21 protein-coding genes are annotated in these 14,536 nt (G+C 55.8%); 15 read left to right on the forward strand and 6 right to left on the reverse strand.

Translation table 11 applies throughout. The features are described 5' to 3' along the window. Positions 1 to 89 precede the first annotated feature (89 nt). Both J7400_RS01830 and J7400_RS01835 read right to left on the reverse strand, forming a co-directional pair. Positions 90 to 770: a flagellar hook capping FlgD N-terminal domain-containing protein gene (locus J7400_RS01830; RefSeq protein ID WP_209058381.1), complete on the reverse strand. Its 681-nt coding sequence runs from the start codon at positions 768 to 770 to the stop codon at positions 90 to 92. 9 nt (positions 771 to 779) lie between these two features. Then, positions 780 to 2,207, reverse strand: a complete 1,428-nt coding sequence (locus tag J7400_RS01835) for a flagellar hook-length control protein FliK (protein WP_209058383.1) — start codon at positions 2,205 to 2,207, stop codon at positions 780 to 782. Between the two features lie 110 nt (positions 2,208 to 2,317). On the opposite strand from J7400_RS01835, the gene J7400_RS01840 reads away from it, so the two are divergent. From J7400_RS01840 to J7400_RS01865, 6 genes are all read left to right on the forward strand, one after another. Next, positions 2,318 to 2,623, forward strand: a complete 306-nt coding sequence (locus J7400_RS01840; RefSeq protein ID WP_209058385.1) for a rod-binding protein — start codon at positions 2,318 to 2,320, stop codon at positions 2,621 to 2,623. Continuing rightward, positions 2,616 to 2,984 carry a flagellar biosynthesis protein FlgN gene (locus tag J7400_RS01845; protein ID WP_209058387.1) on the forward strand — a complete coding sequence of 123 codons (369 nt, stop codon included), beginning with the start codon at positions 2,616 to 2,618 and terminating at the stop codon, positions 2,982 to 2,984. The genes J7400_RS01840 and J7400_RS01845 overlap by 8 nt, the downstream gene beginning before the upstream one ends. A gap of 225 nt (positions 2,985 to 3,209) precedes the next feature. Next, on the forward strand, positions 3,210 to 4,433 hold the full coding sequence (locus J7400_RS01850) for a flagellin (RefSeq protein WP_209058389.1): 1,224 nt from the start codon (positions 3,210 to 3,212) through the stop codon (positions 4,431 to 4,433). 81 nt (positions 4,434 to 4,514) lie between these two features. Next, a complete protein-coding gene (flaF, locus tag J7400_RS01855) occupies positions 4,515 to 4,895 on the forward strand; it encodes a flagellar biosynthesis regulator FlaF (protein WP_209058391.1) in 381 nt (126 codons plus the stop codon). After that, on the forward strand, positions 4,892 to 5,296 hold the full coding sequence (flbT, locus tag J7400_RS01860) for a flagellar biosynthesis repressor FlbT (RefSeq protein ID WP_209058393.1): 405 nt from the start codon (positions 4,892 to 4,894) through the stop codon (positions 5,294 to 5,296). Before flaF ends, flbT begins: the two co-directional genes overlap by 4 nt. After that, positions 5,293 to 6,081 carry a DUF1217 domain-containing protein gene (locus tag J7400_RS01865; protein WP_209058395.1) on the forward strand — a complete coding sequence of 263 codons (789 nt, stop codon included), beginning with the start codon at positions 5,293 to 5,295 and terminating at the stop codon, positions 6,079 to 6,081. Before flbT ends, J7400_RS01865 begins: the two co-directional genes overlap by 4 nt. 118 nt (positions 6,082 to 6,199) lie before the next feature. Here the strand turns inward: J7400_RS01865 and J7400_RS01870 are convergent, their stop codons facing one another. Next, positions 6,200 to 7,534, reverse strand: a complete 1,335-nt coding sequence (locus J7400_RS01870; protein WP_209058397.1) for a FliI/YscN family ATPase — start codon at positions 7,532 to 7,534, stop codon at positions 6,200 to 6,202. An 84-nt stretch (positions 7,535 to 7,618) separates the two neighbouring features. Here J7400_RS01870 and J7400_RS01875 point away from each other — a divergent pair, with 84 nt between their 5' ends. From J7400_RS01875 to J7400_RS01915, 9 genes are read left to right on the forward strand one after another with little or no spacing between them, the layout of a single operon-like run. After that, the gene (locus tag J7400_RS01875) at positions 7,619 to 8,002 is read left to right on the forward strand and encodes a FlgB family protein (protein WP_209058399.1); all 384 of its coding nucleotides are present in this window, start codon (positions 7,619 to 7,621) and stop codon (positions 8,000 to 8,002) included. A 19-nt stretch (positions 8,003 to 8,021) separates the two neighbouring features. Beyond that, positions 8,022 to 8,408, forward strand: a complete 387-nt coding sequence (gene flgC, locus J7400_RS01880) for a flagellar basal body rod protein FlgC (RefSeq protein WP_209058400.1) — start codon at positions 8,022 to 8,024, stop codon at positions 8,406 to 8,408. A gap of 22 nt (positions 8,409 to 8,430) precedes the next feature. Continuing rightward, entirely contained in the window at positions 8,431 to 8,718 is a 288-nt protein-coding gene (gene fliE, locus J7400_RS01885; RefSeq protein ID WP_209058401.1) for a flagellar hook-basal body complex protein FliE, read from the forward strand. Then, on the forward strand, positions 8,718 to 8,987 hold the full coding sequence (locus J7400_RS01890) for a flagellar biosynthetic protein FliQ (protein ID WP_209058403.1): 270 nt from the start codon (positions 8,718 to 8,720) through the stop codon (positions 8,985 to 8,987). Before fliE ends, J7400_RS01890 begins: the two co-directional genes overlap by 1 nt. Positions 8,988 to 8,989: 2 nt before the next feature. Then, entirely contained in the window at positions 8,990 to 9,703 is a 714-nt protein-coding gene (locus J7400_RS01895) for a flagellar hook-basal body complex protein (protein ID WP_209058404.1), read from the forward strand. Between the two features lie 15 nt (positions 9,704 to 9,718). Then, positions 9,719 to 10,504 (forward strand): flagellar basal-body rod protein FlgG, encoded by a 786-nt coding sequence (gene flgG, locus J7400_RS01900; protein ID WP_209058405.1) that lies wholly within the window; start codon positions 9,719 to 9,721, stop codon positions 10,502 to 10,504. Position 10,505: 1 nt separating this feature from the next. Continuing rightward, the gene (gene flgA / locus J7400_RS01905) at positions 10,506 to 10,925 is read left to right on the forward strand and encodes a flagellar basal body P-ring formation chaperone FlgA (RefSeq protein ID WP_209058406.1); all 420 of its coding nucleotides are present in this window, start codon (positions 10,506 to 10,508) and stop codon (positions 10,923 to 10,925) included. A gap of 9 nt (positions 10,926 to 10,934) precedes the next feature. After that, positions 10,935 to 11,669, forward strand: coding sequence for a flagellar basal body L-ring protein FlgH (gene flgH, locus J7400_RS01910; RefSeq protein ID WP_209058407.1), 735 nt, complete (start codon positions 10,935 to 10,937; stop codon positions 11,667 to 11,669). A gap of 12 nt (positions 11,670 to 11,681) precedes the next feature. Continuing rightward, the gene (locus J7400_RS01915) at positions 11,682 to 12,200 is read left to right on the forward strand and encodes a flagellar basal body-associated protein FliL (protein WP_209058414.1); all 519 of its coding nucleotides are present in this window, start codon (positions 11,682 to 11,684) and stop codon (positions 12,198 to 12,200) included. A 71-nt stretch (positions 12,201 to 12,271) separates the two neighbouring features. Here the strand turns inward: J7400_RS01915 and J7400_RS01920 are convergent, their stop codons facing one another. From J7400_RS01920 to J7400_RS01930, 3 genes are read right to left on the reverse strand one after another with little or no spacing between them, the layout of a single operon-like run. Beyond that, a complete protein-coding gene (locus J7400_RS01920; RefSeq protein WP_209058415.1) occupies positions 12,272 to 12,682 on the reverse strand; it encodes a hypothetical protein in 411 nt (136 codons plus the stop codon). After that, positions 12,679 to 13,770 (reverse strand): flagellar type III secretion system protein FlhB, encoded by a 1,092-nt coding sequence (locus J7400_RS01925; protein WP_209058417.1) that lies wholly within the window; start codon positions 13,768 to 13,770, stop codon positions 12,679 to 12,681. The genes J7400_RS01920 and J7400_RS01925 overlap by 4 nt, the downstream gene beginning before the upstream one ends. Continuing rightward, positions 13,767 to 14,519 carry a flagellar biosynthetic protein FliR gene (locus tag J7400_RS01930; RefSeq protein ID WP_247738567.1) on the reverse strand — a complete coding sequence of 251 codons (753 nt, stop codon included), beginning with the start codon at positions 14,517 to 14,519 and terminating at the stop codon, positions 13,767 to 13,769. Before J7400_RS01930 ends, J7400_RS01925 begins: the two co-directional genes overlap by 4 nt. Positions 14,520 to 14,536 lie beyond the last annotated feature (17 nt).

Below are 14,536 nucleotides of genomic sequence, written 5' to 3' on the forward strand. Positions count from 1 at the left end.
TGCAGAGGGGGAGGGGGCAAAAACAGGCAGCGCGGCGTTCCTTTTCAGAGCGCCGCGACGCTAATTCACGTCCGTGTCAGGGGCAAGCCTCAGCTTGGCTGGCGCAGGGACAGGACTTTGTCAGATGCAAACTCAACGCCGCCCGGAGCAATGAGAACCACCCCATCGGTGCCGGTGCGGGCTTCCGTCACCCGGGCATAGACGTCAGCGCTGACTGTATCGAGCAGCTCGTCTTTCGCGTAGCTCTCTGTTTCAAAGCTATAGAGGCCATTGGCAAATGGCTTGCCTGAGTTGTCTACACCGGCCCATTCCAGCGTGTCCGCCTTGGGATCAATGGTGAAACGTTGAACTTCTGCGCCATTGGCGTTTTTCACTACCAAATAGGCTTTGTCTGCCTGCGCATTGGCGTTTGGCACAACCTCAATCGGTACGCCTGAGAAATGCGCAGGTGCATTCACGCGGGCGTCCATGCCAACCCAATTGGTCAGACCGCTCAGCCCCATCGCGTTCAACTGCGAGCCGAGATTGGTCAGCAGCGTGTTGGTCAGGGTCTGCTGTTCCACGGTTGAGAATTGCGCCAACTGCGTGGCGAATTCGGTAGAGTCCTGTGGATTCAGCGGATCCTGGTTTTGCATTTGAACCGAAAGCATGCGCAAAAAGGTCTCAAAGTCAGAAGAGAGCGCGGTTTCGTTCTGATTTGCAGCCACTGCATTGGCCGCGGTTGCGGCGCGTGATGGGGCTGCGCTGGTCGAAGAGGTTACGGCGTCCATAGGATTCTCCTAGATGCGGATGTCAACGCCGCTGCTTGCGGCTGAGAGTTGCGAAGTTTGTTGTGCGGCCAAAACAGGAGCGGCGTCAGTTTGGGCAGAGCCACCGTGGGATGATTCACCCTGTCCGCCGCCACCTGGGCCAAATTCGTTGTTCATTTGGGCCTGTTGGCCGGAAGCGTCGCTGCCACCTTGTTCAAAGGAGAAAGACACATCCTGATAGCCCATTTCCATGAAGTCTTTGCGCAGCAAGTCCATATGGCGGCGCATCAATTCGGTGGTCGCCTGGCTGTCCGCGCTGATGGTCACGGCCATGACGCCGCCAGTCTCCGCCATCGACATGCGCACTTTGCCAAGCTCCGGCGGATCCATTGTCAGTTCGATCAGATTTTTATCGCTGGTCTTCACGGCATCTGCGATCTGGCGCACCACATAGGCCGGGTTCGGGGCGCTGTTGGCAAGACGGGCCTGAGAGGCCGCTTCCTGCGCGCTCATGATTCCGCGTGGGCTGATGCTGTTTTCTTCCAGAGCGGCAGGCAGTGCTGATTCTGCTGCTTGCCCGACGTTTGCTTCACCACCCTTGGCCAAAACCGATTGGGCCCCTGCCTGCACCTGTTCCATAATGGCACGTGCCTGCATTTGCTGAGTGGTGGAAACCGTTGGTGTGCTCGGTGCGTCCAGTTTGGCGGTTGGCGCCTCTGCGTCCGCTTCGACTTCCACAACTGATTTGACCGGATTTCGCGTCGCTGCGCTCTCAGAGGCGGCTTCCGGCAGCGCTTTTTGCGCGGCGGCAAGCGCCGCATTGGCAGCTTGAGCCTGCGAAGGTTGAGTGCCTTTGTTGCGCACCTGAACTTGCATTGGGTCCAGCCCCTCAGGCGTCTCTGCCGCCAGTTTGGCGGCTTGGGATTCAGAGAGTTGCACCGTTTCACCTGATTTTGCGGTGGCCGCAATTTTGGTTTCATCGATGAGCGGTTTTGCGGCGGTGGCGGTAGCTTGGGCCTGTGCAGTCGTAGTTGACGCCTCAGCTTTGGCGGGGGCCGCGGCGCCTTCTGCGGGGTGCGCCATCCGCATCATCGCAGCATTTTCAGAAGCGTTCACCGCCGCGCGCTTTTCGACACCGCGCATGGGAACTTCCGGCTCCGCCTCGCTCTGCTCTGCCGTTTCGATCGCAGCAAAGTCCGCCTCTTCAGGCGCTTCTTTCTCGGAGTTTGATTTGCTCTGCTTGACCTGCGATTCGCCTTCTACCGGCGCATCCTCAGTTTGGTCCGAGCGTGCCTCGCGCAATTCCTGGAGATCATCAGATGGCCGCTCGTTTGTGCGATCCATATCGTCATAAACATCAGAAAAACCGTTGTTTTCCTGGCGCGCATCAGCGCTTTTCTTGGGGGCTACGGCTGCCGTATGGGCAGGCTGCGGCGCGAGTAAAGGCAGGTTCAACATAGGGCCTCCGGGAATTCTTCCACCGTAAAACCCCTACCTCAGCTTTCCTTACCACTTCTTTACCGTCCTCGGTCACAACGGAAAAACATGCACAACCCGCGAGGCAAGAAATGCTCCACACAACGGCCCCAGTCGCGGTCCCGGTTGCGCCCAGTGCTCAGCCGATCCGCCCTCTGCCCACCGCTCAGGAGGAGGCGCTCCGCAGCGCCGCCAACGAGCTCGAAATCACCTTTCTCTCTGAAATGCTGAAATCTGCCGGTCTGGGCAAAACCAGCGAATCCTTTGGCGGCGGCGCTGGCGAAGACCAGTTCTCTTCCTTTCTGCGTCAGGAGCAGGCCCGCGCCATGGTCGCCTCGGGCGGGATTGGCCTGTCCGAAGCTTTCTTCAACGCCCTAAAGGAGCGCGCCGATGTCTGATGATGTGACCAATGATCTGATCGATTCTCTGACCTCCCTGCTGGAGGATGAGCGCACCGCCTTGATCGAAGGCAAGCTTGATGCACTTGAAGGTCTGCTCAGCCGCAAGGAAGCGCTGTTTGAAGAGCTCGAAGAGCGGCAGGAAGAAGACTCGATCGACCCCGAATCCCTTGCGCCCCTGCAGGATCTTTTCCGCCGCAACCACGCACTTCTGGAATCGACTCAGAAGGGTTTGCGCGCAACCACAGAGCGCATGGGCGCGATGCGTCGGGTGCGCACATCTTTGGAAACATACACCCCAACAGGCCAGCGCCATGCCGTTCAAATGAGTGCCGGTCAACGTGTTGAAAAGAGAGCATAAATTGCCCTCTCGCAAGTTTAGTTAAAATGCCAGTGATTGCGGGGTTCGTGTTTAGGAAAGCGTTAGCACTTATCCCGCCATGTTGAACCCGCACTCCACAGAGAGTGGCACCGATCCGGAAGCCCCGGCGGTACATGTCAGAATGACGTTCAGGAGCGTTCCCGCGAAGGAGCGCAAAATACAACCCGGCGCAAAAGCGCCATTTATATTAGGTATAGGAAAGCCATGACCAGCCTTCTGACAAACAACGGCGCAATGGTTGCGCTGCAAACCCTGAAATCCGTGAACGCAAGCCTTTCCGAGACTCAGGGTCAAATCTCCACCGGTAAAAAAGTGGACAACGCCAAGCAGAACGCAGCTGTTTGGGCGATCTCCAAGACCATGGAATCTGACGTAAACGGCTTCAAATCCGTGCAGGAAAGCCTTGCACTGGGTGAATCCACTGTTGCGGTTGCTCGTCAGGCCACCGAAACTGTGACCGAACTGCTGGGCGAAATCAAAACTCGTATCGCTTCTGCAACCGGTGACAACGTTGACCGTGCAAAGCTGACAAACGAGATTACCTCTCTTCGTGAACAGATCTCTTCTGTTGTTGGCGCGGCGCAGTTCAACGGCCTGAACCTGGTGGACGGCTCTGCAACTTCTACTGAAGTTCTGTCCTCTCTGGACCGTGCCAATGGCAATGTAAGCGCGTCTTCGATCACCGTTGACGGTGTTGATCTGGATTCCGGTGGCTACACCGCCCAGAACGTCTTCGGCATCAACACCGATGGCATCACCGCAGCGAACGATGGTTTTGCGACCAACGTTGCCGATGGTGCGACTGCTGATATCGAAGTTGATGGTACGCTTGCAGGTCTGACAGCTGGTGACACGCTCACACTGAATCTGGGTGGTCAAGAGGTGTCATACCAGATCTCCGCAGAAGATATTGCTGCAACCAGTACAACTGAAGCCATCGCTGTTGGCCTCAAAAATGCGATTGAGGATCAAACGACATTTGATGCCTCAGAACTTTCTGTTGACTACGACGCATCCGGTGTTGGCACTGGCGATACCATCGAAATCACCAACAATACTGGCGAATCGATGAACATCTCTGGTCAGTATCAGAACGCCGGCGCAGGTGATCTGGCGGCGCTGAGCACCCTCGACATCTCCAACTCTTCTGCTGCGCAGGCGTCTTTGGCCTCGATCGAAAGTCTGATCAACACCACCATCGACGCTTCTGCGGCCTTTGGTACTGTTGAAAGCCGTATCAGCATTCAGAAAGACTTCATCTCTAACCTTTCTGACTCTGTGAAATCCGGTATCGGCTCTCTGGTCGATGCGGATATGGAAGAAACCTCTGCACGTCTGCAGGCGCTTCAGGTTCAGCAGCAGCTGGCGACCCAGTCGCTGTCTATCGCGAACCAGGGCCCACAGCAGCTGCTGTCCCTCTTCCGTTAATGGATCTAGGTGGGGGCGCGCCACGCGCCCTCACTCCCTCCATTAAAATGCCCGACCGACTACTATTCAGGGAATTCTGACGTGACCCCAAACGTTCTTGCCAAAAAGGCATACAGTCAATCTGCGGCCCCAACCAGAACCGCGGGGAAACTCGAATACGACGTGATCGCACGCATCACCCACAAACTGAAAGAAGCGGCCAAAAAGGGCAAAAAACGCGGATTTCCGGCATTGGTGGAAGCCATCCACGAAAATCGCCAGCTCTGGACATTACTTGCCACCATGGTGGCAGATGCAGACAATGAGTTGCCCAAAGAGCTGCGCGCCCAGATTTTCTACCTCGCCGAGTTTACAGATCATCATAGCACTAAGGTGCTGGCGGGCGACGCCAATGTACGCCCCCTTCTTGAAGTCAACACCGCCATCTTGCGCGGTCTTCGAAGTGGAGCAGCAGCAGCATGAGCGGCCTTGTTCTTAAATTGAGCCCGAAAGAGCGGGTTCTGGTCAATGGAGCAGTGATTGAAAACGGCGACCGCCGGTCTCGTCTCTCCATCATGACCCCAAACGCCAACATCCTGCGCCTGCGGGATGCCATTCACCCCGAAGAAGCCAACACCCCGGTGCGGCGAGCCTGCTATTCTCTGCAGCTTGTGCTGTCCGGCGATGCTGATGCTGATGAGGTGGAACGCACTCTGCTGCGCCATATCGAAGATCTCAGTCAGGTGTTCACCGACAGTGACAGCCGGCGTCAGATCGGTTTGGCGACAGAGGCAGTGATCGGCGGACGCCACTATCAGGGCCTCAAGGCGCTTCGGTCCCTGCTGGATCGTGAGGAACGCCTTATGGCGGTGGCACGGCAATGACCTATCAGCCGATTGTCGTAGGCACAGGTCTGGTTGCATGGGGTTTCATGCAACGGACCATGGAGACCCAGACCGAAGCGTTTGAGAACTCCTTTATCGTCAAACGCGATCTTGATTATTTTGCCGAAAACATCGGCAAGATCGAGACTGCTGAAGACCTTGTCAACGACCGTCAGCTCCTCACCGTGGCACTGGGCGCTTTTGGCCTCGATGAAGACATCAACAGCAAGTTCTTCATCAAGACGATTCTCGAAGAAGGATCGCAGGCTAATGATGCTTTGGCCAACCGTCTGGCAGACACGCGCTATCGTGAGTTTGCCGAAGCCTTTGGTTTTGGTGATTTGGGTGGGCCTTGGCATAAGACTCCAGGTTTTGCGGAGAATATGCGGGAACAATATGTCGCGCGTCAGTTTGAGCGTGCGGTTGGCGAGCAGGATGAAAATCTGCGCTTTGCTATGAACGCGGTACGTGAGCTGGACGACATCGCGCTCTCAGGCAGTAGCGATAACACCAACTGGTTCACAGTGATGGGCAACCCGCCACTGCGCCGGGTTTTTGAAACCGCTTTTGGGCTTCCAAGTGAATTTGGCTCACAAGATCTGGACTCTCAACTGAACACTTTCCGCAGCCGTCTGGAGAAACTCACAGGCGACGGCGAGATTTCTCAATTTGTGTCAACAGAAGCACGTGACCAGATTGTGCAACGCTTTCTGCTGATGTCTGAGATCAACAATGTCTCTGTTGCAAGCTCCGGACAGATCGCTCTGACCCTTTTGTCTTACTGATCTGAAAGACCGACAAGGCACATACGCTATACAGCTGCGATAACGACGCAATACAGACGCGATACCGACGTCCCAAATCGCTGAAAAAGGCGCGCTCTGAGGCGCGCCTTTTCTGTGTTCAGACGCCGCGTGCCCCGGCGCGTCTCAGCAGCAATGTGAGCTTGGCAAAGGCGTTGTCAATGGACGCGCTTTGGCCATCTCCAAGGTAGGAATCTAGCTCTGGCCAGGCGTTGATTGCCACATCCAAGGCGGGATCAGACCCGGTGGAATAAAGCCCTGCGCGGATCATCGTGGCGGATTGTTCATAGGCGCCCAAAAGCTTGCGGGCCTCTGTAATCACTGTATTTTCTGTTTGTGTGGCACAGTGCGGCAAGCTCCGTGATACTGACCTCAGAAGGTCCACAGCTGGGTAGCGGCCGCGCTCAGCGATCTTGCGATCCAGCACCACATGTCCATCCAACACCCCCCGCAAAATATCCGCGATCGGCTCATCCATATCCGAGCCCGCCACCAAAACACTGAATACACCGGTGATATCGCCTTGCCCTTCCAACCCGGGGCCGGCACGTTCACACAGTGACATGATCATGTGAGAGGTCGACGGCGGATATCCCCGCAGCGCGGGCATTTCTCCGGCCGCAACGGCGACCTCACGGTGCGCCTCTGCGAATCGGGTAATCGAATCTGCCATGAAAATCACATGCTTACCCTGATCTCGAAAGTGTTCTGCCACGCTCATCGCGGCGAGAGCGCAACGCCTGCGTACGAGTGGCGATTGATCGGATGTGGCGGCGACGACGATGGAGCGCTTAAGCCCTTCAGGCCCCAAGACATGTTCAACGAATTCCCGAAGTTCACGCCCCCGTTCCCCAACCAGCGCAATGACGGCGATGTCACCTGTCATGTGACGTGCGAATTGCCCCATGAGGCTCGATTTGCCGACACCAGATCCCGCAAACAAACCAATACGTTGGCCCTTCACGATCGGCAGCATCGTATTGAAGACCGCCATCCCGGTTTCAAGTCGGTTGCCAAGTGCCCGTCGCGCCGCCGCAGGTGGGGGCGGGTTTTTTAGGGGCCGCATTTCCGGTCCACGTAACAGAGGTTTTCCGTCAATCGGGTTTCCGTAGGGATCTATGATCCGCCCGATCCAGGCATCCGAAGGCGCGATCCCGATCTGGTCGCGCAACGCGACGCGATCTCCAATCGACACGCCATCAGGTGCCGCGTCCGGTAACATTGTCATATCGTTGCTATGCAATTGTATGACTTCACCGGAAATTCTGCGCTCATCCTGAAGTGTAACTTCTAGCAAATCTCCGATTCGCGCGACTTTGTTGAGGCCGCGCACCCTCAGAAGATTGCCCTCAACCGCGCTTACACGGCCTATGTCCTTGATTGGGCGCACTCTTTCAAGTTCCGCGCCAAGGCTTTCTAGCCCTTTTGTGTCCATTGGATTCTCCAAAGTTCCTACGAAACACTTTCTAAAGGAATCAGGGTTAAGCCTTGCTTTAAGCAGTTCGAGGGAGAAGCCCCGATGTTCAAATCGTTGGACGTTTTCAAAGCCGCCCATGCCATGGGCAAACATGCAGCCGCACGACAGACCGTCGTTGCGCAGAACATGGCGAATGCGGATACCCCGGGCTATCAAGCCCGCGATATCAAACCTTTCCAAGAGATTTATCAGAATGATGGCGGCAGCGGCACCATGCGTGCAACCCGCGCCGGTCATCACGGCAGCAACTTGGAGGCCTCTGACATGGCTCCAGGTCTCTCCACTGCAGAAGTTTCCCCCAACGGTAACAGCGTTTCTGTCGAAGAAGAGATGCTGAAAGCGGTGGAAATCAAGCGCCAGCATGATCGTTCGGTCGCGATTTACAAATCTTCCATGTCTGTCCTGCGCACAGCCATCTCGCGTTAATTCACAAGGTATCTGATCTATGAGCGACTTCGGTACAGCCCTAAGTGTCACCTCCTCTGGCCTACGTGCACAGGCCGCGCGCCTGCGCCACGTCTCTGAGAACATCGCAAACGCTGATACCCCCGGGTATCAGCGTAAAACTGTTCAATTCGAAGCCGATACGGCTGCGCGAGACGGGCGCGTCTCGGTCGGCCCGGTACAGCTTGATCGTTCGGAAGGTCAGCAGATTTATGACCCCAGCCATCCAATGGCGGATGGCACCGGGAACTACATGAGCTCCAACGTTGATATGATCATCGAAATTGCGGACGCGCGCGAGGCGCAGCGCAGCTATGAAGCCAACCTCAAAATGTTCGACCAGACGCGACAGATGTCTTCGTCGCTCATGGAACTTTTACGCAAATAACAAGTGAATAAGGAGAGCCAGAATGGATGTCCGTACAGTACTCGCCGCACAGAAATACACCGCTTCCAAGCCGGCAACCGGCCCGGCGGAAAATGCTCAAGGCGGCAATGCGCTATTTGGTCTGGCGAAAGACTTCGCCGCGACCCTGCAGGAAAGCGAGCAGGTGTCCATGCAGGCCATGACCGGCAAAGCAGATCCGCACACGCTGGTCCAAGCGTTGGCTCAGACCGAGCTGGCCGTCGAAACTGCCGTGACCGTGCGCAATAAGGTTGTGGAAGCCTATCAAGAAATCCTGCGCATGCCCGTCTGATGCTGGAGCAGGCCATCTTCTTTGACACACTGCGCCAAGGTCTTTGGGTTGCAGTTCTGATCTCCACGCCGATCCTGGCTGTGGCGCTGATCTCTGGTGTGGCAGTTGGCTTGTTTCAGGCTTTGACATCCATTCAGGAAATGACGCTGACATTCGTGCCCAAGGTTCTGTGCATCGTCATCATTTTCTGGGCGACCATGGGTTTCATGGTGCAGACGCTCGTGTCGTTTTTTCAATCAAACATTATCCCGCTTGTTGTCGGAGGCTGACTATGGATAACGCCGGTTACACCACCCTGACCCGTCAATCTGGTCTGAAACGAGAGATGACCGTATTGGCCAACAACATCGCCAATGCGGCGACAACGGGCTATCGCGCAGAAGGTATCACCTTCTCGGAATTCATTAAATCTGCGCCAGGGACTGAAAGTATCTCTATGGCCGCTGCCAATGTGCAGACGACGTCGCTTGAGCAGGGCGCTCTGAAAAAGACCGGTGGCAGCTTTGATTTCGCGGTCGAAGGTACAGGGTTCTTCCTCATTCAGACCCCTGAAGGGGAACGACTGACTCGTGCGGGGGCTTTTACGCCAAATGAGAATGGTGATTTGGTCACCATGGATGGCAACCTGGTTCTGGATGCTGGCGGTGCGCCGGTCTTTATTCCGCCAGATGCCAAGGGCGTTGATGTGGCCTCAGACGGTACGCTGAGTGTTGATGGTCAGCCGCTTGGGCAGATTGGTCTCTATCGACCGACGAATCCGCTCGATCTCAGACGTGAGTCGGGCACTCTGTTTGAAGCGCCGGATGGATACGAACCCATCGAAGATGGGCGTATTTTGCAGGGCTTCTTGGAAAGTTCCAACGTCAATCCGATCAACCAAATTTCGCGCATGATCGAGGTGCAACGCGCCTATGAGATGGGCCAAACCTTCCTCGACAATGAACACAACCGCATTCGCGACGCGGTAAAAACACTAGTCAAGTAACCAGAGGATTTTGCCATGCGGGCCCTTACGATTGCAGCCACAGGTATGAGCGCACAGCAGCTGCGTGTCGAAACCATTTCCAACAACCTCGCCAACATGTCGACCACTGGCTACAACGCACGTCGCGCTGAATTTGCCGACCTGCACTACCAGCAAGTGTCGCGCGCTGGTGCCATCAGCGCTTCTGACGGGTCTGTTCTGCCGACGGGTGTGCAGGTCGGTCTAGGTGTGCGCCCATCCGCGATTTCCGTTCAGCTCGAACAGGGCTCGCTGTCCAACACCGGTGGTGACCTTGATGTGGCCATCGAAGGCAAAGGCTATTTTGAGGTGGCACTGCCTTCTGGACAGTCTGCGTATACCCGTGATGGTGGTCTGAAACGCAGTGCCGACGGTCTGATCGTGACATCCGATGGCTTCCCTGTGGCGCCTCAGATCACGATCCCCGAAGATGCGCGGAGCATCTCCATCAACGGTGATGGTGAAGTCTACGCGTATTTCAACGACTCCCCTGACGCTGAACTTTTGGGGCAGTTCTCTTTGGCCAATTTCTCAAATGCAAAAGGGCTAGAGGCGATTGGTGGAAACCTGTTCCTTGAAACCGAGGCGTCTGGCGCTCCTGCCGTGTCCGACCCGGGGCAAGATGGTCTGGGGACCATTCGCCAAGGCTTCCTTGAGGACAGCTCCGTGGATGCTGTACGCGAAGTGACCGAGCTGATTGAGGCGCAACGTGGCTACGAAATGAACGCCAAAGTTATCACCGCGGCCGACCAGATGATGGCTGCCACAGCGCAGGTAAGATAAAATGAAACGCATCCTTGCAGCTCTACTTTTGGTTTGTGCGGCACCGGTTTCGGCTGAAATCGTTGTGGCGACACAAACCATCCGAGCCAATACCATCGTCACTGCCGACGCTGTTGGTCTCAAACAGGGTGATGTCGCCGGGGTGCATTCTGACCTTGAAGCCGTCATCGGGCTCGAAGCACGAAAGGCGATCTATCCCGGCCGCCCCGTGCGACTTGGCGATGTTGGTGCGCCGGCATTGGTCGAGCGCAACCAAATCGTGACACTCAGGTACAACTCGGGAGGTCTCGAGATTCTAACCGAAGGGCGCTCTTTGGCGCGTGCAGGTGCCGGAGAGGCTTTGCGCGTCATGAATATTGGATCCCGGTCAACAGTGACTGGGACTGTAATGCCGGACGGCAGCGTCCACGTGTCTAACTAAAGGAAGAGAATGGTGCGTCTTTTTTCAGCAGTTCTCGTGATCTCAGCGCTGGCCATCTCTGGGTGCGCGCGTATGGACCACATCGGCAAAGCGCCTAGCTTTACGCCGACCACGAATAATCAAGAGCACTATGCGATGATGAATCCACCGCTGCCGGCTCAAACCAACGTATCCCGGCGCTCTGACAGTGCCTCTCTTTGGAGTGGCAATAAGCAGTCCCTGCTTGGCGATCGCCGTGCCGCGCAGCGTGGCGACATTCTGACTGTTGTCATTGAGGTGGATGAAGAAGCTGAAATCGACAATGAAACCGAGCGTAACCGCAGCGGCTCTGAAAGCCTGAGTGTTCCGCAGCTGATCGGCATCCCTCAGCGTGTCAACGACAGGCTGCCAGATGGCGCAACGACGGATCCCTTGGTGGATCTGACCTCTACAAGCAGCAGCAGCGGCGATGGCTCTGTGAAACGTAGCGAAAAACTCACGCTCCGCGTCGCCGCAACAATCGTGGATGTGCTGCCAAATGGCGTGCTTGCCATCCAGGGTACGCAGGAACTCCGTGTGAACTTTGAGCTTCGGGAGCTTCTGGTTTCTGGATATGTGCGACCAGCCGATATTTCTCGCAAAAACGAGATCACTTTTGACAAAATCGCGTCGGCGCGTGTCTCTTACGGTGGCCGTGGGCAGATCACTGACGTGCAACAACCCCGCATTGGACAGCAAGTCCTCGATGCTGTGCTGCCCTTCTGATCAAGGTTTCCCATGAAAAAACTTCTCCCAATCATCATGTTGCTCGTCGGTGTTGGCGCGGGTGTGGGTGCAGGGCTTGCCCTGCGCCCGGCACCGGAACCTCCGGCTATGGATGCAGAGATGGCTGACGGTGCCGAACACGCCGACGAGCACGACATGAAAAAGGAAATGAAAAAGGAAGAGAAGGCTGACGGCCCACCACAGGGGCGCGAATATGTTGAACTGGTTGATCAGTTCATCATCCCGGTCGTGAACGACAGTTCTGTCACCTCGCTGATCTTGATCACACTCACGCTGGAAGTTGACTCCGGCGCCACGGAGCGGGTGTTCCAGGCCGAGCCACGTATTCGAGGTGCGTTGTTGCAAGCGATGTTTGATCACGCAAATATTGGCGGATTTAATGGCGCTTTCACAAACTCAAGCAAGCTTGAGCCACTTCGTCAGACCTTCGTAGAGGTGGCGCAAAAAGTGTATGGCGACGAGATTTCTGACGTCTTGATCGTGCAAATTACCCGCCAGGACGTGTCGTAAGAGGCAAGGGCTCTCCCTTCTAACGACGACCAAAAAAAGAACGCGCCGAGCAATAGCTCTGGCGCGTTTTTTTATCCGCAGTTGAGCTTGGTTTCCATAACGGCTTCGATCAGCGCGGTTTGCAGCTTTTGGCGGCGTTTGCTTTCTGCATCTTCAAGCAAGGTCTGCATGACATCTGCTTTGCCGAAGTGCTTTTGCAGTTCTCGAAACGCCATCTCCTTGCGCACCAAGACATTGGCGAGCTGGTGGTTCAAGATTTTGCGGTTGCGGCCAATCCAATTGTTCCATGCCAGATCGCCACCCGTCATACGCAAGGCGCTGTCATGGTGCATCGTTTCGCGCCCGTTTTTCTCTTGCTCGGTGAGATCATTGAGCAAGCCACGCAGCTTTGTTTCTTCTGCTTGTACGACTTGCATGGCGGCCTGTGCCTTTTGGTAGCGGGCCTGAGTGATCACGTTCAGCTCTTTCAAATCCTCGCTCATACCCGTCCTTTCGCGCGTTGGCGCATGGCATCTGCAAAGCGTATGGCTGCCGCCACCGCGGCATATTGCTCAACCGGAATTTCCTGACCGATCTCTACAATCGCATGCAACGCACGTGCAGTTGGGGGATCCCGGTGGATTGGAATGGCGGCTTCTTGCGCCTTTTCTCTGATGCGCGCGGCGATCTCATCGACACCCTTGGCAACGCAGACCGGTGCTTCGCCAGGGAGGCGCGACCATTTGAGCGCAACGGCATAATGTGTCGGGTTAACGATGATGACATCTGCTTCCGGCACGTCCGCCAGCATCTGGTTCATCGCGATTTCCTGACCTTTCTGGCGGCGCTGTTGTTTCATATGTGGGTCGCCCTCAGATTCTTTCTGCTCGTCGGTCATCTCTTTGCGGGTCATCATGTTTTTGCGGATGTGTTCGGCGCGCTGCCAGAAATAATCCACAGCTGCGATAGAGGCAGCGACGATGATCACGATCATCAAGAACTCGAGCATCAGCCGCCCAAGCAGGGCCGGTACCATGATGGCATCGAGCTGGATCGAGGAGGCCATTTCAGGCATCCGTATGTTCAAGAAGATACCGAGGCAAATCGAGTAGATCGCAAGCTTCGCAAAGCTTTTCGCAAATTCAAAAAGCCCATTGCGCCCGAATTTGTTTTTGGCATTTGAAATTGGGCTGATCTTTGAAAGCTTGGGCTGAATTTTTGAAGGGGCGAAGATAAATGCGTTCTGAGCGATGATGCTGAGGATCACAGCGATCATCGGGATCACGAACCATGGTGCCACAGCCCAAATCATCTCCAGCATGATGCCGCCAATTGGGGCAGAAGGACTGCCTTCAAAAACCAGCGGTGCGATGGATTCTGCCTGATCCAGAAGAACCATCAGACCATTTCCAGCCGCTTTGATGGTGCCTGCACCCACAGCCAGAAAAGCCAGTGTGATACCTAGATATCCTGCGGCGACCGATACATCGGCAGATTTTGCGATTTCACCTTTTTTTCGTGCCTGATCCAGTTTCTGCTGGGTTGGCTCAAAGGACTTTTCGCTGTCGTTCTCCTGACCGCCTCCGCTCATCTCAATCCCTCAACTGGGTTGATCATGAAACCCTGGAGCGCCCCCCACCAGAGCGCCAGGAGCGCTGGGGCGACAAGAAACAGAAGAAACAGGCCGCCTGCCGTAATGAGTGGCGCACCAACAAAGGCCACCATCAGCTGTGGCATGGCGCGGTTAATAACACCGAGCATAAGGTTGTAGATCGCTGAAATGATTACAAAAGGCGCAGCCAGTCGGAACGCCATGGCAAAAGCCGCCGAAACCTGAGGAACGCCCCATTCGGTCATAATTTCACGCGCGGGGAAAACGCCCGCTGGAAACAGAATGTAAGATCCGATGAGAAATTGCGCGACATAGACGTGCAGGCCCATGGTCACCGCAAGCGCGGTGCCGCCAAGTGCCAGCACGTTACCGACGGCGGGCAAGGGTTCACCAGAAGCACCGCCAAACAATTGGGCCAGAGAGGTGGATTGACCTGCAATGGTGCCTGCGGTTTGTAGGGCAAAGACGAACATTCGCACCGAAATGCCCATCAACAGACCGATCAGACCTTCGGTGGCGGTATACCTCGCGATTTCACCAACGCCGGGAGGTACGGTTTCAAAGACTGGTACTGCCGGGGCAATGATGGCGGTGAATGCCAGAGCTACGCCAAGCTTGATCCGCGGTGGGACGCTGGTTTCGCCAAAGGCGGGTAATACAGACACCGCTGCGCCAACCCGCAAAAACACGAGAAAACCATGCCAGAGCATGGTTTCTGTCATATTCATTAGCGCGAGCGCATTTT

The organism is Shimia sp. R9_2, from assembly GCF_017743735.1.
Taxonomy (GTDB): domain Bacteria; phylum Pseudomonadota; class Alphaproteobacteria; order Rhodobacterales; family Rhodobacteraceae; genus Shimia.